At 52.6% G+C, this 22,409-nt stretch carries 25 protein-coding genes and 1 pseudogene; 13 read left to right on the forward strand and 13 right to left on the reverse strand.

Annotated elements, in window-relative coordinates; genetic code table 11:
- Window positions 1-123: 123 nt before the first annotated feature.
- Window positions 124-270 (forward strand): annotated as a pseudogene (locus FE848_RS05885) (TIGR00366 family protein); the annotation flags it as partial.
- 38 nt (window positions 271-308) lie between these two features.
- On the opposite strand, the gene FE848_RS05890 reads toward FE848_RS05885, so the two are convergent.
- Entirely contained in the window at window positions 309-848 is a 540-nt protein-coding gene (locus FE848_RS05890; RefSeq protein WP_227715188.1) for a class I SAM-dependent methyltransferase, read from the reverse strand.
- Window positions 849-1,213: 365 nt separating this feature from the next.
- Between FE848_RS05890 and FE848_RS05895 the strand changes: the two genes are divergently transcribed.
- The 3 genes from FE848_RS05895 (at window position 1,214) to FE848_RS05905 (ending at window position 5,222) form a co-directional block, all read left to right on the forward strand.
- A complete protein-coding gene (locus FE848_RS05895) occupies window positions 1,214-2,236 on the forward strand; it encodes a helix-turn-helix domain-containing protein (protein ID WP_200201835.1) in 1,023 nt (340 codons plus the stop codon).
- Window positions 2,237-2,495: 259 nt separating this feature from the next.
- A complete protein-coding gene (locus FE848_RS05900; protein ID WP_200201836.1) occupies window positions 2,496-4,307 on the forward strand; it encodes a choice-of-anchor D domain-containing protein in 1,812 nt (603 codons plus the stop codon).
- Window positions 4,308-4,397: 90 nt separating this feature from the next.
- Window positions 4,398-5,222, forward strand: a complete 825-nt coding sequence (locus tag FE848_RS05905; protein ID WP_200201837.1) for a DUF6160 family protein — start codon at window positions 4,398-4,400, stop codon at window positions 5,220-5,222.
- A gap of 16 nt (window positions 5,223-5,238) precedes the next feature.
- Here the strand turns inward: FE848_RS05905 and FE848_RS05910 are convergent, their stop codons facing one another.
- The gene (locus tag FE848_RS05910; protein WP_200201838.1) at window positions 5,239-5,991 is read right to left on the reverse strand and encodes a substrate-binding periplasmic protein; all 753 of its coding nucleotides are present in this window, start codon (window positions 5,989-5,991) and stop codon (window positions 5,239-5,241) included.
- 137 nt (window positions 5,992-6,128) lie between these two features.
- Between FE848_RS05910 and rluF the strand changes: the two genes are divergently transcribed.
- Window positions 6,129-7,073: a 23S rRNA pseudouridine(2604) synthase RluF gene (rluF, locus tag FE848_RS05915; RefSeq protein ID WP_200201839.1), complete on the forward strand. Its 945-nt coding sequence runs from the start codon at window positions 6,129-6,131 to the stop codon at window positions 7,071-7,073.
- Between the two features lie 26 nt (window positions 7,074-7,099).
- Here the strand turns inward: rluF and FE848_RS05920 are convergent, their stop codons facing one another.
- Complete coding sequence (locus FE848_RS05920; protein ID WP_200201840.1) at window positions 7,100-7,417, reverse strand: DUF2007 domain-containing protein; 318 nt, start codon at window positions 7,415-7,417, stop codon at window positions 7,100-7,102.
- 116 nt (window positions 7,418-7,533) lie between these two features.
- Between FE848_RS05920 and FE848_RS05925 the strand changes: the two genes are divergently transcribed.
- Window positions 7,534-8,610 (forward strand): alpha/beta hydrolase, encoded by a 1,077-nt coding sequence (locus FE848_RS05925; RefSeq protein ID WP_200201841.1) that lies wholly within the window; start codon window positions 7,534-7,536, stop codon window positions 8,608-8,610.
- Here the strand turns inward: FE848_RS05925 and arfB are convergent.
- The gene (gene arfB / locus FE848_RS05930; RefSeq protein ID WP_200201842.1) at window positions 8,601-9,014 is read right to left on the reverse strand and encodes an alternative ribosome rescue aminoacyl-tRNA hydrolase ArfB; all 414 of its coding nucleotides are present in this window, start codon (window positions 9,012-9,014) and stop codon (window positions 8,601-8,603) included. The genes FE848_RS05925 and arfB overlap by 10 nt on opposite strands.
- Window positions 9,015-9,107: 93 nt before the next feature.
- Between arfB and FE848_RS05935 the strand changes: the two genes are divergently transcribed.
- Complete coding sequence (locus FE848_RS05935) at window positions 9,108-9,608, forward strand: C40 family peptidase (RefSeq protein WP_200201843.1); 501 nt, start codon at window positions 9,108-9,110, stop codon at window positions 9,606-9,608.
- A 10-nt stretch (window positions 9,609-9,618) separates the two neighbouring features.
- On the opposite strand, the gene FE848_RS05940 is transcribed toward FE848_RS05935, so the two are convergent.
- Window positions 9,619-10,233 carry a LysE/ArgO family amino acid transporter gene (locus FE848_RS05940; RefSeq protein ID WP_200201844.1) on the reverse strand — a complete coding sequence of 205 codons (615 nt, stop codon included), beginning with the start codon at window positions 10,231-10,233 and terminating at the stop codon, window positions 9,619-9,621.
- Window positions 10,234-10,322: 89 nt separating this feature from the next.
- Here FE848_RS05940 and FE848_RS05945 point away from each other — a divergent pair, with 89 nt between their 5' ends.
- Window positions 10,323-11,189, forward strand: coding sequence for a LysR family transcriptional regulator ArgP (locus tag FE848_RS05945; protein WP_200201845.1), 867 nt, complete (start codon window positions 10,323-10,325; stop codon window positions 11,187-11,189).
- On the opposite strand, the gene FE848_RS05950 is transcribed toward FE848_RS05945, so the two are convergent.
- Both FE848_RS05950 and FE848_RS05955 read right to left on the reverse strand, forming a co-directional pair.
- A complete protein-coding gene (locus FE848_RS05950) occupies window positions 11,186-11,782 on the reverse strand; it encodes a CPBP family intramembrane glutamic endopeptidase (RefSeq protein ID WP_320159507.1) in 597 nt (198 codons plus the stop codon). The two genes, FE848_RS05945 and FE848_RS05950, sit on opposite strands and share 4 nt — an antisense overlap.
- Window positions 11,783-11,788: 6 nt before the next feature.
- Complete coding sequence (locus tag FE848_RS05955; protein WP_200201846.1) at window positions 11,789-12,643, reverse strand: crotonase/enoyl-CoA hydratase family protein; 855 nt, start codon at window positions 12,641-12,643, stop codon at window positions 11,789-11,791.
- A 294-nt stretch (window positions 12,644-12,937) separates the two neighbouring features.
- Between FE848_RS05955 and FE848_RS05960 the strand changes: the two genes are divergently transcribed.
- The gene (locus FE848_RS05960; protein WP_071266268.1) at window positions 12,938-13,144 is read left to right on the forward strand and encodes a cold-shock protein; all 207 of its coding nucleotides are present in this window, start codon (window positions 12,938-12,940) and stop codon (window positions 13,142-13,144) included.
- A gap of 59 nt (window positions 13,145-13,203) precedes the next feature.
- Here the strand turns inward: FE848_RS05960 and FE848_RS05965 are convergent, their stop codons facing one another.
- A complete protein-coding gene (locus tag FE848_RS05965; RefSeq protein WP_200201847.1) occupies window positions 13,204-14,277 on the reverse strand; it encodes a GGDEF domain-containing protein in 1,074 nt (357 codons plus the stop codon).
- Window positions 14,278-14,550: 273 nt separating this feature from the next.
- On the opposite strand from FE848_RS05965, the gene FE848_RS05970 reads away from it, so the two are divergent.
- Window positions 14,551-14,727 carry a CCGSCS motif protein gene (locus FE848_RS05970; protein ID WP_200201848.1) on the forward strand — a complete coding sequence of 59 codons (177 nt, stop codon included), beginning with the start codon at window positions 14,551-14,553 and terminating at the stop codon, window positions 14,725-14,727.
- A gap of 89 nt (window positions 14,728-14,816) precedes the next feature.
- On the opposite strand, the gene FE848_RS05975 is transcribed toward FE848_RS05970, so the two are convergent.
- Window positions 14,817-15,326: a copper chaperone PCu(A)C gene (locus tag FE848_RS05975; protein ID WP_200201849.1), complete on the reverse strand. Its 510-nt coding sequence runs from the start codon at window positions 15,324-15,326 to the stop codon at window positions 14,817-14,819.
- A gap of 151 nt (window positions 15,327-15,477) precedes the next feature.
- Window positions 15,478-15,816, reverse strand: a complete 339-nt coding sequence (locus tag FE848_RS05980) for a zinc ribbon domain-containing protein YjdM (RefSeq protein WP_200201850.1) — start codon at window positions 15,814-15,816, stop codon at window positions 15,478-15,480.
- A 156-nt stretch (window positions 15,817-15,972) separates the two neighbouring features.
- Here FE848_RS05980 and FE848_RS05985 point away from each other — a divergent pair, with 156 nt between their 5' ends.
- On the forward strand, window positions 15,973-16,434 hold the full coding sequence (locus FE848_RS05985; RefSeq protein ID WP_200201851.1) for a YaiI/YqxD family protein: 462 nt from the start codon (window positions 15,973-15,975) through the stop codon (window positions 16,432-16,434).
- 188 nt (window positions 16,435-16,622) lie between these two features.
- Window positions 16,623-17,747, forward strand: coding sequence for a PQQ-dependent sugar dehydrogenase (locus tag FE848_RS05990; RefSeq protein WP_200201852.1), 1,125 nt, complete (start codon window positions 16,623-16,625; stop codon window positions 17,745-17,747).
- Here FE848_RS05990 and FE848_RS05995 read toward each other — a convergent pair.
- Together FE848_RS05995 and FE848_RS06000 are read right to left on the reverse strand one after the other, a co-directional pair.
- Window positions 17,741-18,154 (reverse strand): GFA family protein, encoded by a 414-nt coding sequence (locus FE848_RS05995; RefSeq protein WP_200202110.1) that lies wholly within the window; start codon window positions 18,152-18,154, stop codon window positions 17,741-17,743. The two genes, FE848_RS05990 and FE848_RS05995, sit on opposite strands and share 7 nt — an antisense overlap.
- A gap of 104 nt (window positions 18,155-18,258) precedes the next feature.
- The gene (locus tag FE848_RS06000; RefSeq protein WP_200201853.1) at window positions 18,259-19,026 is read right to left on the reverse strand and encodes a glutathione S-transferase N-terminal domain-containing protein; all 768 of its coding nucleotides are present in this window, start codon (window positions 19,024-19,026) and stop codon (window positions 18,259-18,261) included.
- A gap of 257 nt (window positions 19,027-19,283) precedes the next feature.
- Between FE848_RS06000 and dacB the strand changes: the two genes are divergently transcribed.
- Window positions 19,284-20,852 carry a D-alanyl-D-alanine carboxypeptidase/D-alanyl-D-alanine-endopeptidase gene (gene dacB / locus FE848_RS06005; RefSeq protein WP_200201854.1) on the forward strand — a complete coding sequence of 523 codons (1,569 nt, stop codon included), beginning with the start codon at window positions 19,284-19,286 and terminating at the stop codon, window positions 20,850-20,852.
- 55 nt (window positions 20,853-20,907) lie between these two features.
- On the opposite strand, the gene FE848_RS06010 is transcribed toward dacB, so the two are convergent.
- Entirely contained in the window at window positions 20,908-22,317 is a 1,410-nt protein-coding gene (locus FE848_RS06010; RefSeq protein ID WP_200201855.1) for a DUF4397 domain-containing protein, read from the reverse strand.
- Window positions 22,318-22,409: the final 92 nt, after the last annotated feature.

Here is a 22,409-nt window from a genome sequence, read left to right on the forward strand (position 1 = left end):
TCTAAGCTGGTGCATATCAAAATCAACAATAACAAGGAGATACAGCATTCTCAACAGAGCTACCATGGTGTTTGAAGGCCAAATCAGCGCCGGTCTGGTGAACATTTTTTGTTCCCTCCGGCGGATGCCTGGACCAACCTCCTGCAACCCTTCCGGGCTCTGCCTGTACTGGCAATTTTCGGGCTCAAGGCGAAAGACATCATGGGATATTGCCTGATGTTACTGGTCATCACGGGCGTGATCATCAGCGTGGGGCTTACATGGCTTTAAAAACAGAAAACCCACCGGGGGCAAGGTGCCCCCGGTATCTATAGCGGTTTATAGAACAGCACCACATCCTTGCACGGCACCGTCATAGCCCACCCCATACGCTGAGCAATAACGTTTAAGGTGGCTTCCCGATAGAATACAACGTGCGTGGGGTCCCTCCGATAATGCCACCGGTCAAATTGGTCATCACTGGTCTGAAAGCAGGTCATTATGCCCAACCAGCCCCCAGGCTTTAACAATCCATTCAGTTGGCTGAACACCTTGGCGGGGTAATGTAAATGCTCCACAACTTCTGTGCAGGTAATGAAATCATACTGACGGCTGAGGACTGATTCGGCTGGGTAGAAAAATGGATCGTAGAGCTCCACACCCATACCCGCCTCCCGCATCATTTCTGCAAGCGCAGGGCCCGGACCACAGCCGAAATCCAAACCGCAAGCCCCTGGCTGGATGCAAGCAAGCATGGGCAGGGCAAGTTTTTCAAGAAAAGACCGGTACCCTGTGTCATCCGGATCGTTGTTGTGAAGGTTATAAACGGCACGCTCTTCTTCCGGCGCAAGCCAGTTTACCTGGGCCATAAGGGTTGCCTTGCAATATGGACAACGCAGATATTCCTTGCCCGCCACAACCCTGAACCGCGCCAACAAGGCCTTCTCACAAACCGTGCATGTAGCATTTACGCCCGGACTGACTTTCGAATTCCCCTCGGATACCACCGTCATTTTCTGCAAATGCACCCCAACTCAGTAAGCTCAAACCTGACAAATGTTTCATTGTCATTTCCGGCCATGATGGCCATTTCGTGACAGAGCCCCAAAATACCGCCAGCGCCGCACGCCTATACTGCCAGCCAAGGAAACCCTGCAGTAACGGATTTTCGAAACTAATAACAATCGTAAATCATGACGATGTTAAGGGCTATGCTCGCCCCAGGGACAGGAATATGGACATTTCAAATAGTATGGCTCTTCAGGTGCCACTGATTTCTGCACGCTATGCTCGTCGTTTCATGGAATTCATGGAGCGACGAGGGGTAAAGCGGGCGGTCCTTCTCAGCGACACCAGCATAACCGACTCCATGCTCAATGATCCGGACGCGAGCATAAGCATGCAGCAGATAACGTCAGCACTGCAAAAAGCCGACTGGCTGATGAACGATGAACGGGCGGCTTTCCAGTTTGGGCAACAGTTGGATCTGCCAAGCCATGGTCTGCTTGGCTTTGCAGTGCTTGGCCAAGACAACCCCCGGCAGCTCATCAGTATGATCGTGCAATATCTCCGGGTGGGGCTCCCGCTTATGGACATGGAGCTGCACTCTACCGGATCAACCTTCCACATCCGACTGCTCGATACCTGGGGGCTTGGTGAGCTGGCTCCCTGCGTCACGAAAATGTACATGGGCAGCATTCATCGCGTATCTGCAGAAGTCTGCGATCATTTCAATTTCCAGTTTGCTTTTTCCTCTAACCGCGACACCAGCTCATGGCAATCACTCGCGCCAGACGGCGAGTTCCACTTTGATGCGCCATATAACCAGATTTCCATGGCGCTGAAGGGACAGCCTACCCAAAAGGACACTGTCAGCCTGAGGTTTCTGCTTGCTCGCAGTCGCAACGCCAAAGAAGAAAAAGCCGGGCTGGCTGATGAAACACTGATGCAGGTTCGAGACATGGTTATGAGCCAGCCAGGCCGATCCTGCACCACCGCAAACATTGCCCGGCGCCTGGATATCAGCACTCGCACCTTGCGCCAACATCTTGCCAGTGCAGGTACGTCGTTTCGTGAAGTCAGAAATGAAATTCGTGAAAACTTCGCAACTCTTTATCTGAACGACACCAATGTGCCATTGGAATCCATTGCCGAAAAACTCGGGTTCAGCGATCAGGCAAGTTTTACCAAGGCCTACCGCGCCTGGACTGGCAAGACTCCCGGCGACGTGCGAAAACAATCCCGTAAAACAACCTGACCCCTGACAAAAAAGACGTGACCGGAGCAATTTGAAGCCGGTCACGGTTTCAACATTCTCCGCACCTTCTCTCCGCTTTGAACAAAGACCATGCCGGGAACGGCAATGACCCCTGGCCACCTTCAAAGGCCTAATACTCGGGCACACTTGCGTTTAAACGCGTGGCAAAAGGGTATTTTGCATGTCCGATCGAGCAGTCCTTAGTCGGTGCAGTCTGCGCGCCCTCCTATAACAACGATGCTTTACAGAGGACGAACTCATGAAACTCAGGAACTCCATCCCCCGCGGTCGCGTGCTTGCACCCGCCCTGGCGGCTGCGGCATTAATGTCCGGCGCCGGGAGCGCTATCGCTGCCCCGGTCTCCACAAATCTCCAATTCAGCTGCCCATTTCCACTCATAGGCGAACAGCCCATCAGTGCCGAAATCACCGCCGATATTCCAACAAACGCAGTCGTGGGCACTCCTTTGCCCGCCTTTGCGGTAACGGCAATGACACTGGTAAACGAAGATTCCCGCACCGGTCTCAAACTGGTTGGTTCAGAAACCGTTGAAGGCACAGCGGTAAATACCAATCAGATTATTACCGCTGGTCGCACGGTCGAGCAAACTGTCACTCTGACAATTCCCCCAAGCCCCATCCCGTCAGCATCCGGCCCATTCACTGTTCCGGCCAATGGCCAAGCTCCGGAATTCACCTTTACCGACCAGGACGTTGGTAACGCGGAAATCCGCGTTGGCGGCCTCACGCTGAATCTGGTGGCTCGCACCGCCAGCGGTGACATTGCACCGGCTCCAATTGGCGAAATCACAACAAACTGTACCCTGCTGGCAGGTCAGGACAACCTGCTGCAAACAGTGACCGTGGAAAATGACACTGTCGAAACACCACGCCTTGCCGTAAATCGCACCGACGTAGCCTTTGGCAACGTGCAGGCGGGTCTTACAAAAGATGAAACCGTTACACTGAGCAATACTGGTAATGCCGCACTGGGCATCAACAGCATCTCGATTGCTGGTACAAACGCCAGTGCATTCATGCAAAGCAACAGCTGTAATACCATCGCAGCCGGTGCAAGCTGTAACGTAAACGTTACCTATATTCCAGACGGCGAAGGCCCACAGAGTGCAACTCTGACCATTAACTCAACCGACGCGGACAACAGTTCTGTCGACGTTGCACTGACTGGCCGCAGTGTTCTTGCACCGGTTCCTGAAATTGCTGTAACACCCGGTTCTGTAGATCTTGGCCGGATTCAGCTGGGCCAGAGCAAATCTGCTCAGGTCACCATCTCCAACAACGGCACCGACACCCTCCTTATCAACAGCATCAACGTTGCAGGCCAAGACGCTAGCGAGTTCCTGCAGACCAATAACTGCACCACGGTCGCACCTGCACAGACCTGCGCCATCGATGTTGGCTTCACAGCCGCTTCCGCAGGCGTGCGCAATGCACAGCTGGTGATTTCTTCCAGCGATCCTGAAAACGCGGAGGTCTCAGTGGCCCTGACCGCTGAAGGCTATGAAGCACCTACGAATGAACTCGAGCTGTTATTGAGCCTTGCAGGTTCTACCTACATTAAATCCTCAGACAGCAGCCTGCCTTTGACCGGCAGCATCGCAACACTTCTGGAATTGGCTAGCGGTACCTTCGAAGCCGATCTGAACGTTGACCCCACTGTTGGTCACTTCTCAATCAAACTTCTGTTCAGTCGCCTGAAAGCGACAGCCAACGTAGAGTTCCAGCAGTCTGAAATGACCACTGGCAGCCTGGTAAACGGCAAGCTGACCGCCAACTCCCACCTGTTTATCAAGGTGCCCAAGGTTCAACTAAAACTGTTCGGCCTTCCCATCAAAGTTGGTGGCGGCGATCAGTGCCAGTCAATCCAGCCTGTGGATATCACCTTGACGTCCAAAGATGGCTCTAACTTCTCGCCTGCAACTGGCGGTGAAGTAAGCGGCGTTTATGACCTGCCACCACTGGAAAACTGTGGTCTTCTGACAAGCGTTCTTAACCAGTTCCTGACTGGTTCCGGCAACACCATCGACTTGACGTTGACTCCGGAACTGTAAGGAAAAGAGGGCTGATTGAACAAAGCCCCAACAGGTCAGCCGGCATAAAAACCGGCTGACCTACATAACAAAAGCAAAAAAGGAATAATTATGAAAAGCCTGAAGAAATCAGTACTGGTGCTGGCAATTTCAAGTCTGTCGCTCGCGGCGCACGCGGAATTAAAGCCCCTTGAAGACACCCACATGGGTAACATCACCGGCCAGGCCGGTGTCACCATTGAGCTGGAAACCCAGGTCAATATTGGAGAGTTTCGCTATACGGATGAAGGCTCACTGTCCGTAAAAGACATTTTCATTGGCGGTGCTGATCGCACAGACATGTTTGCTGAATTTACAGATCCCGGAATCCGGAATCTGTTGTTTGGCCAGTCCAGCACCCTGATTGACAACATCAAGGTAGAAATTGACATTGCAGATGATGGTGACGCGCTCATCAACGTATTCCCATTGGTTGCTGCGCCGATCGATTTCTCTGTAACCACTGGCGAATGGTCACTACAGGGACACACTGATTCCACCCTGCTGGCCAACAACTTTGCCATGGACGGCATCCTGACGGAGCTGAGAATTCGCATCGACACAGCAACCGACAAGATGAACGTGCAAACCATGTTTGCCATAGACGACCTGGATGTCGATATCCCGTTTCTGGCTCTTGGCATTCGTGATATGCGCGTGACCGGCGCTGACTTCGATCCAAACAACCCGCTTATCACCCGTCTTGGCGCGAAAGTGGATTTGGATATCTACAACGGTGCACGGGCCAACGGCAGTTCAGCTTTGGCAATTGATCTGAATACCTTTGAGGCTGACATAACCATCGGGCAGGTGCTCGTAGGCGGCACCTCGATAGGTTCAGTTGCTCTGGACAACCTCGCAATCCAGAACACATCCATGCGGATATACGGGCACTGAAAAAATGGCCTCCGGTTTACCGGAGGCCATCAACTGCGTATGCCCCGGAGTTCTTATAGCGTTTCAGTGATTGAGAAAATGTCTCCAGAAACTCTGATGATGTTCCCGGACTGAAAACCAGGTAAACCGGCCCTCCACTGACGGGCTTCTCCGACGCCCTGATCTGATGCGTAATGCCCAGTCGCTCCCCCTGCCCCCGAACAACATTCCGATTTGCCAGCATGGCATCAATACGTCCTAGCAAAAGCATCTTGAGCCCAGACTCAATAGTTGGCATATCCACTTGCTCAAAATGAGTGGCGGCCCTGACTTCAGATGAATAAACATAGCCGGGAGACACACCAACATTCATCCCTCTCAGGGAATCCAGACCCTCATACTCAAAACCTCTTTCCTTCAGCGTGTATACCGCCGTTTCACTAACCAGAAGAGCTTCTTCCGGAAAACGAAAGATTTTCTCCCGCTCATCCGTTATGCCTATACCAATAATACCGTCACGCGAATTTTCTGATACCAGGCGCTGAGCCCGTTTCCAGGGAACGAAATCCAGCTTTACATCATATCCCATGCTTTCAAGCACATCCCTCGATATGTCCCAGAGCACACCGCTTGGCCCCTGTGGAGTATCATCAATCAATCCAGGCCATTCCTCCGTTACCAGGTGAATCGTCTGCGCGGAGGCTGGAAGAGCAAGCAGCAGAACCAGACCTGCGAAAGCTTTTCGTAGGCGCACTGCCCACGGCAAGAGAAAATACTGGGTATGATTCATTGATGCCTACGCCCTCAGGGCTGATAAATACGTGTAAAAATAATGACAGACTGAACTATAAAGCGCCAACCGGTGGGCTGCGAGACAGCCAGCCGCCTGCTATGATGCCCCGTCTCAGCCTCACAACCGGACAATAAATGACCAGCAATCATTCCACGCGCCTTAATAAATACATCAGCGAAAGCGGCATGTGTTCACGCCGGGAAGCGGATCGTTACATTGAACAGGGCAATGTCTACATCAATGGCAAGCGCGCCAGCGTGGGCGACCAAGTATCACCCGGCGACACGGTAAGAGTTAATGGCCAAGTGATTGAGCCTCGGGCGGAAGAAGATCTGGTATTCATCGCTCTCAATAAGCCGGTGGGGATCGTCAGCACAACCGATGATGCGGAAAAACACAACATCCAGCGCTTTGTTGGTCACAGTACGCGCATTTTTCCAATCGGACGCCTCGACAAAGATTCACAGGGGCTGATTTTCATGACCAGCAACGGGGATCTGGTTAACAAAATCCTCCGCGCCGGCAACAATCACGAAAAAGAGTATGTAGTCACCGTTGATAAACCCATCTCCGCGGCGTTCATAAAAGGCATGTCCGGAGGTGTACCCATCCTCGGCACTATGACCAAAAAGTGCAAAGTGGTTCAAGAAAGCCGTTTTGTATTTCGCATCATACTGGTGCAGGGGCTGAACCGGCAGATTCGAAGAATGAGTGAACATTTCGGGTTTGAAGTAACCCGGCTTGAACGTGTTCGTATTATGAACGTCAATCTCAAGGGGTTGGCAGTGGGTCAGTGGCGGGATCTTACAGAGAAAGAACTGGCGGGCCTATACGATGCCATACGGGATTCTTCGTCTGATGGTGCGCCAGCCAAGCCCGCCGCCAGGAAAAAGGCGACTGGCAAACCCAAGGGTTCCCCGCGCCCGCCTGCACCCGGGCCAAAAACTGGCCAGCGGGATAGCAATACAGGCAGAAAAAAAACCGGGCCTTCGAACACAAGACCCTCTGCAGGAAAAAAACCTGTGTCGTCAAAGCGCCCCAAAGCCGGAAAGCCACGGCAGCGCAGTGTTAAGCGATGATCGCCAAGCACGAAATGGCGGCTGCATCAGCGAAGATTTAACCAAATCAATGCCAGGACAGCCATTGTCAGCAAAAACCAGCGGGCATAAGAGTCCGGCTTACCCTCAACGGTTTCCGGGGCAGGAACGGCCTGACCATTTGCCTCATACTCTGCAATCACCTGCCGGGCCGGATAAAGATCCTCATCATCTACATGCACATTGCTAAAACCCGCTGCACCAATCTCACCCATTGCACCCTGCAGATAAAGCCCGCCCACATGGGTTTTAATGCCGCTGGCGTTCAGTAACCCGGCAACGATATGCGCTTCTGTGATGTCCTTGGCACGATAGGCTATTTGCATCGCCCTTCTCCTTCTGTGAAATTTGGGGGCATCAACCGCAAAAATCTGCGATGCTTTATACTCAAAGCATAGTGTGCCCGGCCCATCCGGGCCAACTCTCAGGATACGGGCTACTCATGTTCTGGATTATCGCCACTGTCGTTCTGTTTATTGTTGCACTGACCTTTCTTCTTTTCCGCATAGAGGACCTTTCCCACCTGGACAAGGAAACCTATTCAGTAAGGACAACAAGCCCCAGTGCAGAGAACCAGAATGTTTTGGAGCGATTGAAGGAGATGCGCAGAGCTGGTATCGGGCTTCGCGGCAAAGCAAGACTCATGGCACTTCGTAAACATCTGGACAGCCTGAGTGATGGCCTTGAACTTACATCAGAATTTCGGCGATGCGATAACCCTCGCGGCGAATGGGTGATCGCGCCGGGTTGTGATACCCGCAGGCGCATTCTCTACATCCATGGCGGTGCATGGGCAGCCGGGAGCTCCCGAAGCCACAGGGCCATTACCAATCGGCTATCCCACATAGCCAATGCAGCCGTCTTTGCCGTGGATTACCGCCTGATGCCAGAGCATCGTTTTATGGATGGTGTGCGTGATTGTCGTGAAGCCTACACCTGGCTGGTCGATAACGGCCCGGAGGGTGCTGGGGAGGCATCATTCATTCTGGTGGCGGGAGACTCTGCGGGTGGCAGCCATACACTTGGCCTGCTGGCCTGGATTCGTGACAGCGGCCTGCGCCAGGCAAACGGCGCCGTGGCGTTTTCACCGTCCACAGATCTCACTCTTTCAGCACCGAGCAACCGTAACAATATCTCTACAGATCCTATGCTGGGGCCTGTTTTTGGCGGTCTGTCGAAGATTCCAAAGCCGGTTATCTGGTGGGCAACACTGGCGGCTTTCCGTATTTCACCAACCAGTCCTGTTGCATCACCCCTGCTGGGTAATCTTGCTGATTTGCCCCCTATACTGATCCAGGCCAGTACGTCCGAGATGCTACTGGACAACGCCCGGCGATACGCCGCCAAAGCAAACGCTGCAGGCTCACAGGTGGAACTGCACACCTGGTCGGACATGGTTCACGTATGGCAGATTTTTACACCCGTGCTACCAGAGGCTGAAGAGGCCTTTGCAGACGTGGAGGCCTTTATCAAGAAGATTGAAGCCGTCAACCGCGAATCAGAGATGACTCACACCTGAACCTTGCCGCGCAGTGCTTTGGTTTTGCCTTTTTGAGTTTTTTTATCCACTCGTTTGCGCTGGGCAGATCTGGATGGCCGGGTAGCACGGCGCACTTTCTGTACCTTGACTGCCTCCTGAATCAGCTCTTTCAAGCGCTCAAGCGCATCTTCCTTATTCAGCTCCAGTGTACGAAACGACTGGGCTTTAATAATGATCACACCTTCCTTGCTGATGCGCTGGTCCTGCAGCGCCATGAGGCGCTCCTTGTAAAACGGCGGCAGTGCAGAGTTCGGCACATCAAAGCGCAGGTGCACCGCCGAGGCCACTTTATTTACATTCTGCCCACCGGGACCCTGAGACCGAATCTGGGTAATCTCAATTTCCCATTCAGCAATTTCGACAGCATTTGATAGTTTCAACATGCCGCAAGGATACCAAATCGTGCAAACCGTAACCTGACATAACTGCAGTTCGGTAATAAAGTAGGTTCAAAGAACGATTGCTCAGGTATTTGTATGTCTCAGGTTTTCAGGTTTGGCTTTATTATTTTTCTTTCCTCCCTGTTTCTCGGTGGTTGCGCCAGCAACCAGGCTCTGCAATCCGGCAATGCTTCAGCACAATACTCATCACCCGAGTTCATACCGGGTAATGCGAAAGCTGAAAAGCTGTGGCAAGCCTTCGAACGCTACCAGGGAGCGCCGTATCAATACGGCGGCACCACTGCGCAAGGGTTCGACTGTTCAGGTTTTATAACAACGGCCTATCGTGAGAGTTTGGGGCAAACCCTGCCGCGCACAACCTCGAAAATGCTGAGCTATGGCGATGTCGTTCATCCGGGAGACGTTGAACCTGGTGATATCGTGTTCTTCAGAATCGCGGGGAAAGACCAGCACGCTGGCATTTATATGGGCGATAACCGCTTCATCCATGCATCAACGTCGTCCGGCGTCATCATGTCGAATCTGAATGGGTATTACTGGAAAGATCGCTTCTCAGGCGCTCGGCGGTTTGACTAGGACTTCCTGATTATGGCTCCAGGCTGCCATTGAGAGCCAGTTGAAGAGCAATGGCAGCCATCATCACACCAATAACGCCATCAATAACTCGCCAAACCAGTGGGCGAGACAGGACAGGCGCCATTGCTGACCCACCCCAAGCCAACAAGCCGAACCAAAGAACAGACGCACTACTGGCGCCCGCTAAAAAAGCGGCTGCGCTTGGCTGCTGGGCACCCACTGCGGGCACTAACAGTAAAGTATCAAGATATACATGAGGGTTAAGCAGGGTAACCGCCAGGGTGGTGAGCAACACGCCTTTCACACTTCGGCGCGAAACCTCTCTGGCCTCAAGCGTTGCCCTGCCCCGACTGGCGCGAACAAAGGCTTGTACCGCAAGCCAGCTAAGAAAAACCACGCCAAACCAGCGCAGAACCTCCAGCGCCTGAGGCATGGCCATTAAGGCAGCACTAACTCCGAACATACCAAGGGTGAAAAGGGTGATATCTGCGGTCATGCACACACCGGCCGCCCACCAGTGGTGCTCTCGCCGGATAGCCTGACTTAGCACATAGGCATTCTGTGCACCGATCGCAACAATAAGCCCGCCACCGACTATTAAGCCCGTAAAATAACTTTCAACCACAGGTTTTCACTCCAAATTTTATGCCGCAAGAATAGCCGCTTCTCCGCATACTTGAAATTCATATTCATAATGCTGCATTAATTTCTCTTATGATCGATTACAAATTACTGGAAGCCCTCGCAACGGTTATCGAAACAGGCGGTTTTGAACGGGCAGGTGTCGTGCTTGGCCTGAGCCAGTCCGCTATTTCACAGCGCATCCGAACTCTGGAGATCCGGATCGGACAACCGGTTCTATTACGCAGCCCTGTTCCAAGAGCCACGCCTGCCGGGCAGCGGCTGCTAAATCACGTTCAGCAGGTTCAACTACTTGAAAGGGATCTGGCAAAATCCCTTCCATCGCTTCCCGAACCGACAGCTCGATTACGCATCGCCCTGAATGCTGACAGCCTCGCAACCTGGTGGGCCAGCGCCATCGGCGAATTCTGTCGGGACGAAGCATTGTTGCTGGATATGGTCATTGAAGATCAGGACATAGCACTGCGCCGCATGCGTGAAGGTGATGTGGTCGCATGCCTGTGCAGCAATTCACAACCCGTACCCGGGGCTCGCTGCGTTCCGCTTGGCAAAATGCCCTATCTGCCTCTGGCAACACCTTCATATAAAGCACAGCATTTCAGTCAGGGCTTTAATGAGCAGAGCCTTCAATCAGCACCGGCAATTGTATTCGGGCCAAACGATCAGCTACAGCATCGGTTTTTGGCTCAGAGTGGCTACCATGGCGCCTTCCCCTATCATTTATGCCCGTCTTCAGAAGGTTTTGTGAAACTGGCTCTGGCAGGCATGGGTTACGGCATGATTCCGGAGATTCAGGCAAAGCCTGACATCGAGGCAGGGCGCCTTATCAGTATTGCTCCCGGTCAATCACTGGAAGTAACCTTGTACTGGCACTTCTGGCGTCATAGCGGGGGTGTTATCGAGCGGCTGACGGCAGCATTGAAAGCGGCACGCTCTTAATCTCTCGAGTGCAGGCTTATGCCAAACCACTCAGGAAACCGAAGCAGACAGAACAGCGCTACCATGTCGTAAACGCCGTGCCAGATCATAACCAAAAGGATGCTGTCCGTCATCGCATAAGCCAGGCCCAAAACCAGCCCAAGGACGGTAGCCACAATAAAGTAAGTGAAGGATATGTAGTGGACCAGACCAAAGAGTACTGACGCTATCAGCACGGCAGGTATAGCGCCTGCGCTTGTGGCGAGCCAGCCTTGCAAGGCTCCCCTGAACAAGAGTTCCTCCCCCACCCCGGCAAACACCGAAAGCAGAAACAGAACGAACCATGAATACCCTGACGCAAACAGGTGCAAGCCGTGCATTTGGCGTTCGAAATTGCCCGGGAACAGACCTGGAATCTGACTGACCAGCAACAATGCGCCGTAGGTGCAAAGCGCACCCAGTACTCCATAAAATACGCTTGGCAGAATCCCGGTACCAAACGTCTGAATCGGGATATCGGCGACCAGAATCACCAACAACCCAGCAACCCCTATCCCACCCTGAAACATCAGGGCGGAAACAGGAGAAACTTTCGCGCGATTGTGTTTCGTCACCGCCGATTACTTTTCAAAAAGCCCCTTCACCGGGAACAGGTCATCGTATTGTGGCGCCTGCTTCTGGGCCTTAGCCTGGAAGGTTTTCATCATATCGGTGGGTCTGAACATTCCTGCCTGCCAGGTTGCCATGTACTTCAGGCTATCAGCGACCGTATGGTCACGGCTGTAGTTCAGCATTTCTTTACAGCCGGTAACCGCCAGCGGTGAATTAGCCGCAATTTGAGAAGCAATATCCATAACGCCTGCAATCAGTGCGTCCTGATCAGTGAAAACAGCATTCACAAACCCCAGCCCTTTGGCTTCCTGCGCGGTAAACTTGCGACCGGTGTAGGCCAGTTCACGCACAACGCCTTCCGGCATCAATTTGGGCAACCGCTGCAGAGTGCCCACATCGGCGGTCATCCCCAGTTCGGTTTCCTTGATAGTGAAATATGCATCTTCCGTGCAGTAACGGCTATCTGCCGCACATACCAAATCCAGAGCACCACCGATACAGCCTCCATGAATAGCGGCAAGCACTGGTAAACGAACATTTTCCAGCGACGTGAGAGTATCCTGAAGCTGCATAACAACCCGGCGCAGATTCTCTGCCATTCGGCCAGGATCACCGCTCATAGGCACTGCCTTGGAGTCTGTAAAAACACCAAGATCCATGCCGGCTGAAAAGTGCTTCCCCGTGGACGACACTACAATTACCCGGGCATCAGTGTTCGCTTCGATGTCCTGCATGCACTTGGGCAGCTCAAGCCAAAAGGCCTTGTTCATGGAGTTCAGTGCTTCGGGGCGACTGAACTGCACATGGGCAATCTTGTTTTCGACACTGACAGAAAAACTTTCGTAGGTAGATAGCTCAGACAAGGCGGAAACTCCTTTGTTAATTGATTGATATTTCAAATTGCTGAGGCAAACATACCTCATGTTGCTGAAAATGTCGGGTTTATGCGTACAAGAAAATCCTTTGCTTTTCATCGACCAGCAGGTACAGTGGCCCTCGTTGGAAAGATTTAGCAAAGCACTTCATCAATATGACGCATTCCAGTAGTTGTACGTCCTGTTTTTGATCACGCCCGTTTTTTGTTTCCGCATACCGCTGACCAGCCATCAAGATGATGACCTGGCGGCACTTTAAAAGATTGAAATCAGGATTATATTATGTCTACTGTTACCGGTACTGTTAAGTTTTTCAACGAAGCAAAAGGTTTTGGCTTTATCACTCGTGAAGGCGGCCCCGACGTATTTGTTCACTACAGCGCTATTCAGGGCGGCGGTTTTAAGACTCTGGCTGAAGGCCAGCAAGTTGACTTCACCGTGACTCAGGGCCAGAAAGGTCCTCAGGCTGAGAACGTTGTTGCTGTTTAATTAACAGACAACGCTAAAAAAAGGCAGCTACGGCTGCCTTTTTTGTTGCCCGAATTTTTTTACCGCTGCAGCTCTCCCTCCTGCTCTACACGATTTCGTCCTCCAGCCTTGCCGCGATATAACGCCCGATCTGCACGGCTTATCACAGATGCCAGATCGTCATTTGCACAGACCTCGCTCACACCAACGCTGATAGTTACATCAATCGACTCACCTGTAGCCTGCTTCCAGTCATTACTGCGGAGTGCAACTCTGATCCTCTCGGCACTAGCCAGTGCACTTTCAATTTTGGTATCCGGAAGAATAACCAGAAATTCCTCGCCTCCCCAGCGTGCAGCAATATCCTGGACTCTCAGCTGTGCCGGGATTAACCGCCCGATTTCAGTCAGAATCGTGTCACCCGTCCCATGGCCAAACTGATCGTTGAATGACTTGAAGTGATCCACATCAAGCAGCATGAATGCGACAGGGTGCCCCACCCTGCGAAAGCGTGCGATTTCATTTTCAGCCAGGTCGCTTCCATGGCGACGATTTAAAAGCCCAGTTAGCGAATCAACCGTGGCCAGCCTCTGGAGTTTGCGCTGTGCTGAAACCACCATCCTCATATAAAAGAATGACAGGTAAGCAAACATCGCAAATACAACACTAAGATTGAACAAGTGAACGCCGAGCAAAGCGCCTGAAGGTATTGGCTGGAAGGGCTCCATGAACCACATAAGAATATCGAGCCCTATGTAGTAACCCCACAACACGACTATCAAGGAAATAATAGTACCCGGGCGCACCGAGCTGATACACACGGTAGGGATAAACATTAGCAAATAGTAGTGAAAGCCACTCTCCCATCCGATCATCAGGGTTCCAAGTGCGGAGTGGATAATGACCTCTGACCAGATAAGCGCAATTGCAAGGCGGTTCTGCCTGCGATTGATCGCATAATACGCAGCCATATACATAGCCACGCTGGCAACGTTTATCCACGCCAGGATAGGTGACCCGAGAAAAAGAAACAGGAAGAAAAAAGATATATCGATTGTCGCGGCAAGCTGACATACCCGGCGTGTAACTCGCCAGAACTTCACCCCTCGCTCACGCCGCGATGCGGACGTGACAGCACCACTGTGGTCAGCCATAAACTGCAAAATCCCTAACTATTAAACAATCTGTCCGGCCCCAGATTTTGCCGTTAAAGCTGCAGCAAGCGCACTCAAAGCTTTGAGCCTGGCTATGACCTTGTAGCCCATGACTTTAGCACATAAATGAATCCCCACTCAGTTTTTTGGATGTGCGTCTAAGCAGCCTCTTCAGCAGGCTGCCTCCGTAAAAACATGCATTGACACTTTCGCAAACTCGCCATAACATCCATACAAAATGAATCTTATTGTTCACCCAGCAGGAAACATCAAATGACACAACTATTTAAAGAAGTGACCAGCTCAAACGAAGGCGCCAAAGCGAACGCAGATCAACCCACAGACGGTGCCGTTCAACAAACTGCTAACGCAGCCGAAAGCACAGAGAAAAACACAGAAAAGAAAGGCAAGCACGGGGATCCGGGCGTTTGCTGCGGTGGCTGCTCGTAAGCGCGCAGCAAATAGAATTGGCACCGGTGGCGCTTCTACTGCACCTGCTATTTGCAGGAAACGCCACCGGGGTTCTCACGGGAAAAGGCTCAATGCTCCATTCCGTGCCCTGAATGATCCATTTCCACCTCTTTAGTGTCAGCGTCGAGCGACTGCACACTTAGCTCTACATTAACTGCTTCTGCGCCTTCAAACTCCAGCGTCAGAGGAATGCTCTCCCCTTCCTTGATAGGCTCTGCCAGCTTTTCCAGCATCAGGTGATAGCTGAGGGGCTTGAGTTCTACTACACCACCTGCTGAGATGGCCAGCCCCTCCTTAACCGACTGCATACGCATAACACCATCCACCATGACTGTTTCATGAATTGAAACATGTTCAGCTTTGGGTGTAGTTGCACCAACCAAGGTCACAGTCTTATCACTGTGATTTTTAATAACCAGATAACCCACACCCATAGGCGTGCCCGGCGGCGTTGGCCGGCTCCATGGATGTCCTATTTCAATATCTCCCACAGAATATTCATGGGCCATGGCAACACTGGCAAAAACCGAGGTAAGAGATGCGCTAATGGCAAACAGCAAAATGTTTAGTTTTTTCATGAACTCTCGCGTCGCTACTATTGATCTGAAAATGACTAATGTCAGAAGTGAAGGTAACAATGTCCACAGTGTTGCTTTCAGCTCAACCCGAAGCAAGAATTAAGGTGCGTCGAATGGTCGCAGCGAGCGAGATTAAACCCGGCTTCAGGTATCAAGCTTTCTTGACAAACTCGGATTTCAGCTTCATGGCGCCAATACCATCAATTTTACAATCGATATCGTGATCCCCTTCAACAAGACGAATACTCTTCACCTTGGTGCCCACTTTTACGACTGAGCTGGACCCCTTAACCTTCAGATCCTTGATGACGGTCACCGCGTCACCATCCTGAAGTTCATTACCGTGAGCATCACGTACTACTTTACCTTCTGCTGCAGCTGCCGATTCGGCCTCTGTCCACTCATGGGCGCACTCGGGGCAAACGAACTGAATGCCATCTTCATAGGTGTATTCAGAAGCACACTGGGGGCAAGGAGGAAGTTGAGACATTGGATTTTCCTGTTAGTTGAATTTACAGGGATTATACCACCTGGAACGTTTCTGTTCTGGCGGTGTAAATTGGCGCCCACTTCCACACCTGTTGCCACAACAGGTAAACTCCCCTTCATCATTCAACCGCTAAAAAACCGCTTAAAGGAATACGCCATGGCAATCTGGGTCGACGCCGACGCCTGCCCCGTACCCATTCGGGAAATACTCTGCCGCGCGGCCACCCGCTGGCAGGTTCAGACAACATTTATTGCCAACCATATGATCAACCTGCCGCCCAGCCCTTACATCAAAGCCAGGCAGGTAATGCAGGGTTTCGATGTGGCGGATAACGAGATTATGGATCAGCTCAGCGCTGGTGACCTGGTGATTACCCAGGACATCCCGTTAGCGGCTGAAGCTATTGAGAAGGGTGCAGATGTGTTTAACCCAAGAGGCCAGGCCTTCACCAAGGAAAATATCCGCCAGCGCCTGGCTATGCGGAACTTCATGGAAGAGATGCGTAATGCCGGACAGGTTACCGGGGGTGCAGCACCATTCAATCAGACTGACCGAAAAGAGTTCGCTGACAAACTGGACAGCTGGTTACAGCGCAACCGCAAGCCCGATAACAACTAACGCCGCAAAAAGGCCAGCACCCGCCGCAATTTTTAGCCCTTCCATCATTTCCTGTTCTGCCGTCATGGCTGTATCTCCCTGTGCTTATGGTGTAAACAGATTCTGTGAAGATTATTTGTGCTGTATGAACAAGCACAAAAATATCTTAATGATACTGATTATCATTTGCAATGCTTAAAGGACGACTCATGCGCCTTATTCAATTCTTGATGCCGTTGAGCGGCATGCTACTTCTAAGCATCCCCTTCGCTATAGCAGCCCAGACATTTAGCAGCCATAACACGCGCTTCAGCCTGGAAACCGTTGCTGGTGGGCTAGAACACCCTTGGAGCCTGGCCTTTCTCCCCGACGGATCCATGCTTGTTACGGAGAGAGCGGGCCGCCTGCGAGTCATCAAGAGCGGAAGGCTTCTGCCCCAAGCCATTGAGGGGCTTCCATCACTCGCTGTGTCTGGCCAGGGCGGATTGCTAGATGTGGTTCTGCACCCGGAGTTTGCAGACAACAAAACACTCTTCCTAAGCTATGCACATCGCTCCAGCCAGGGAATGACTACTCGCGTAGCCCGCGGGATTTTTGAAGGAGAGCGCCTGAAAGATGTCAGCACCATCTTCGAAGCGCTCCCTCGCTCCAATACGTCCCGCCACTTTGGCGGGCGCATGGCATTCGACGCATCCGGCCACCTCTACATATCCGTTGGTGACCGCGGTGAGATGGATCGCGCTCAGGACACCCGGGACGATGCCGGCGGCGTTCATCGCATTACATCGAATGGCGAACCGGCTCCCGGCAACCCGGGGCTTGATGACCCAAGCATAAACAACACTTTTTTCACCTGGGGAAACCGCAATATTCAGGGCATGACCCTGCATCCTGAGACCGGAGAGCTCTGGACTCACGAGCACGGCCCGCGCGGTGGCGATGAAATAAACATTCTGAGCTCCGGCACCAATTACGGCTGGCCTGAAATCACCTATGGCATTGGCTACTCCGGGCTTCCGATAACCTTGCATACTGAAAAAGAAGGCATGGCTCAGCCCCTGCACTACTGGGACCCATCCATTGCGCCCTCAGGCATGGCGTTTTACACCGGCTCTGAATTCCCCCAATGGCAAGGTAGCCTGTTCGTAGGCGCACTCAAGCTGCGCAAACTGGTACGACTGGAAATCGAAAATGGGCAAGTAATGGAGGAAGAAGATTTGCTCACCAGCCTGAACGAACGTATTCGCGACGTTCGAACAGGGCCAGATGGCAGTCTTTGGTTACTGACAGATTCGTCAAAAGGGAAAGTCTACCGGGTGGTGCCTGCTCAGTGAGGGTCGCCGGTGCGTTCGGCTTTCTCAAACTGGGGCAGCGCATCGGTAATTTCAAACCAACCCGACTTCGAGCCTGTGTAGACATGCTGCACCCGCCCCTTTTCTATGGGTTCATTGATAGCGCCCACTCGCAGTCGAAGAATGCCCGGAATTGCATCTACGCGACTGTACAAATGGCTGCCACATCGGCTGCAAAACGCCCGATATTTTCCGGGACGTGACTCGTATTCAGTGAGTTGTGCTTCTCCGGACAAAAACCGGAAGCGCACTTTCTGTAGCGGGGAGCTGGCCGAAAACGCACTGCCATGGGCCCGCCGGCATTGACTGCAATGGCACAGGGACAGCGGCCCCAAAGGGCCGTCGTATTCAAACGTAACATCACCACACAGGCACTGGCCGGTATACATAGGCATCCTGACAATCGTTTCATGAGCACATTAATGGATGGTTATAATACCTGCCTTCCAGCCCACGAAACAGAGTTGCCGTACAGAGATCCCCACTGGAGCTGCTATCCATACTGCGTTTGCAGATAGGCCAGTATGCGAGCAGATTCAAACAGCCCTGCCCCGGTATTCGGATCTTCAAGGTAAGGTACCTGTACCCGGCCGTGAGCCTTGAAAAAGGCATCTCTCTTACCACCCGGAATTGGTGTGTATGGCCCTGGCTTGATTCGCTGTGCTGCCGGACCTATTTCCGTCCAGTGCTCTTTGCCGAGATTATGCAGAGTGTAGGGAATTTCCAGCTCACACAACTTCTCTCGCACCAGCCGGGAGAAGGGACTGCCCTCAAAACTCCACAAATGCAGCGGTTGCTCCGGCTGGTTTCCTGCACTGGCACGCAGGCCTCGCATGGCGCTGGCAACAGACGCCATCGACCCCAGAATCGGCTGCCAGACTCGTTCACGGTAGTAGCCGGGAACCGTACAACCAGCATATTGCCGAAACAGGTACTCGATGATGGCTTCCGATTCATACATTACAGCACCGGTGTTCTGGTCAACCAGCAAAGGGAACTGCTGCTTCCCACCGGTCGCTTCTGCATGCTTGCGGAATACGCGGCCACCTTTGGGACAAGGCCGAATTTCCACATCAAGATTGAGGACTGTCAGTGCTTCGCGAACTCGCCGGCAGTATGGGCATCCCTCCATGTCGTAAAGTATCAGGGGCTGCTCGGGCTGAGGTACCGCTTTTACTACGAGGCACCCACGCCAGGCTGTCAGCGAGGAGGTACCCACGGAACCCAGCACCTTTGCATGGTGAGTCAGCACATTAGCCATAATTGAATCCTTTTGTTGAAAGCACCGTTATTATCATCAGATATCCCGTTTTTTCATTGGCCAGCAATACCACCGGATACTGGCCGCAACGCAACTTACACCCTGTGACAAACCCCAATACAAACAAGCTGTCTACTGGCATTTTTTAACGTCATGTAGAGGTTTTCTGCATAGTACATTTACCAAAGATGGGCTATTGTTTAATCAGCGAACCTCTCCGCACATTTTATCGCGTGGCCATTAGGATGATTTTGGGTATGCCGCAAACAAACAGCGCAGGAACAGTCACTCGCCGGCCAAAGCGCCCTGCCTTGGTTCTGGCCGCGGCGCTTGCTTTGACTCCAGTCTTGGCAAACCTGCCATCAGCACTGGCTGCCGACAGTGGCGATGCCAACTACAGCGACAACCGTCTGTGGGCCAGCCAGATGAGGGATTTCGCCATGAAATCCCTCAACAGTGACGAAGCCCTGAGCATGGCCGCAATTCCCTTGAACGGCCCCGGGCTTGATCAAAACATTAACGCCGACGTGCCCATGAGCCCGGGCTCTATCATAAAGGTGATCACAACCTACGCTGCCCTGGAGATCCTTGGCCCCACGCACCACTGGGATACGGATTTTCTGACTGACGGGCAGATGGTTGGCGATACTCTCGCGGGCAATCTCTACGTGCGCTTTGGAGGTGATCCCAAACTCACCTTTGAACGACTCTGGACAGCCCTGCGGGAACTCCGCGATATGGGGATTAACCGCATTGATGGCAACCTGATATTGGATGGCAGCTATTTTAAAATTGACGGCGGCTTCCCTGCCTTTATAGACAATGGTGACAACCCGCACGCGCCGTTTCTGGTTGAGCCCTCTGCTTACCTGACCAACCTCAACCTAATACACTTCCAGATTCGGGCTGACGAGCGTGGCACTCAAGCCTGGAGCACACCCGCTCTTGGCGAAGTTGTTATCGACAACAGGGTAACAGCAGTAGCCGAAGGGCCCTGCCCATCACGTCGCAGTTTCGATTGGGAACCGATGGCCCAGGCAGGCGGAAAGGTAACTGTGCGGGTAACGGGAGAACTGCCACAAGGATGTCGCACCACAACTTATCTGTCGTTGCTTCCCCATGAGCAATACAGTGCTTCGATGATCCGCAGCCTCTTTTCGGAAATGGGCATCATCGTAACTGGCGGAAGCCAGACAGGGCTAACTCCGGAAACTGCGCGGCTGGTTATGAAAACCACATCGCCAGATCTGGTTACCATGGTGCGGGACATCAATAAGTGGAGCAGCAACGTGATGGCTCGGCAACTGCTGCTGACCATAGGCGCTCAAAACCGGCTGGATAGTGAAAACGACGACCGGGTTGCCGGCATTCGCGTTATTTATGACTGGCTGGGAAAGAAGGGCATAGATACCACCGGAATGGTAATCGATAACGGTGCAGGGCTTACTCGCCATGGCAGAATTACTGCCAGACAAGGCGCCAAAATTCTCCAGCACGCTTGGAACAGCCCCTACTCTTCAGACCTTATGGCCTCCATGCCGATTATTGCTATGGACGGAACCATGGCTCGCCGCCTTCGTAATACTGGCATGGATGGCGAAGGCCGCATTAAAACCGGCTATCTGGAAAACGTGAGGTCCATTGCTGGCTTTACACGGGATGAGAACAATACAACCTGGGCTGTTGTGGGCATGGTGAATAATGATCCGGCCTGGAATGGCCAAGCGGTTCTTGACCGGATTCTTTACTCTCTGCATTACCGGCCGCCTGTTGGTACGGCTCTATCACAAGCCTCTCCCGAAACGTCTGCAACCACTATTCAGTAAAAAAGACCCCGGAGATCCGGGGCCTTGGCTTTTGCTGAAACTGCGGCGCGCCCTATCAGGGTTGTGGCACCACAAAATTATCAAACAGGATCAGTCCGAGCTGGTTGAGTGGAGCCTGCTCCCCAGGATCGGCATCCCGGGCAACCGCCGTATAAACATCGCCCGCATTCAACTCGACGCCCTCAGCACTAATCGCCACGGTACCCGTGCCGGTCGGAGTAATGTAGACGTTGTAAGTTCCGTCTGCCACGGCAAGATAATCTGTCACGGCCTTGAAGGGCACGTTTGACAGAGCTGGGGCAAAGTTACCAATGCCGCTCTGAGTCCCGGGTACCAGGTAAATATCGACGTTACCTGCCTGAGTAGAAGCATGAATGATTCTCAAAGAAGCCTGGGTCGCAATGCTGCGCACCTGATCTTCGACTACCAGAGCCTCAATACCAGCCAGTTGACCAACTGCCAGCGCCGTGTAGCCCTGACCATTAACAAGTGGCAGCGTCTCATCAATCACGACCAGCCCACCACCGAGGCCAGTTCCAGCGGCCGCAACCTGAATGCGAGCATCCCCGGCTGGCAAGGCAGCATAACCATCCAGGAAGGCGAACGGAGCAACACTGCCAAATGCAATGTCTGCCAATGGAGTTGATTGTCCATCAACATACACGTCAACGTTTGGCGCATCAGAGGAAGCATGAACAACGCGCACACCGGCTGCCTGGTCTGTGTCGTAGATTTCTGCGACATCACCACCGTTCAACACAACGAGGCTAATCGGGCTGGCGTCACCATTGGCGCCGGTGTTATCAACAGCGCCAATCAATAGATTGGTGCCTGCCTGCAAAGACACTTTGCCACTATCAAAGACAACAGTGCCTGAACCCGCGGGGGTCACACGAATCTGGTAATCATTTGCCGGCAGCTCCAGTGGTCCAATGCTCTCTTTGAAAGAAAAACTGAAGTTGGCTTCAGGAGGAAGTTCAGCACCGAAAGCAGTTACATACACGTCAACGGGTCCCGCAGCTGCTGCCTGAGCTGCCGGCGAAAGGTGGGCAACGCGCAAACGAACTGCATTGGCATCGGTGCGAGAACCATCATCCGCCAAGATTAACGCGTCAATATTGCCAACTTCACCAACTGCGATTACGTCGTAATCGAAGCCATCCTCAAGCGTAACGTCGGTAGGATCAATAACTGTTGTCGTGGAGCCGCCAGGGAGGATAGCCTCGACTGCCAGAGCATAGGTTCCCAACGTTGGAGAAATCACAGCCGCCTGTTTGAATTCAGCGCCGGAAATAGCCGGGCTCCCGTCCACAAGTACGTTCACCGCCGGCGCATCGGAAGCCGCATGCACCGCCCTGACTTTTGAGGTAGGTTGTTGTGTTACAGAGTCATTGTCATTATCACTGCAGCCCACCAGCATCGCGCTGGCAGCCAAGGCCATCGTCAGTGCAACTTTTGTTTTCATTGCCTCTTGCCCTCTATTCCAAAGTTAAAAACCAGGATCAAGTAGTTTAAACATGCACAAGTTCAGTAACTCACATGCACGTAAAACAACCT

The sequence above is a fragment of the Marinobacter sp. 1-3A genome, assembly GCF_016597775.1.
In the GTDB taxonomy this organism is placed as follows: Bacteria; Pseudomonadota; Gammaproteobacteria; order Pseudomonadales; family Oleiphilaceae; genus Marinobacter; species Marinobacter xiaoshiensis.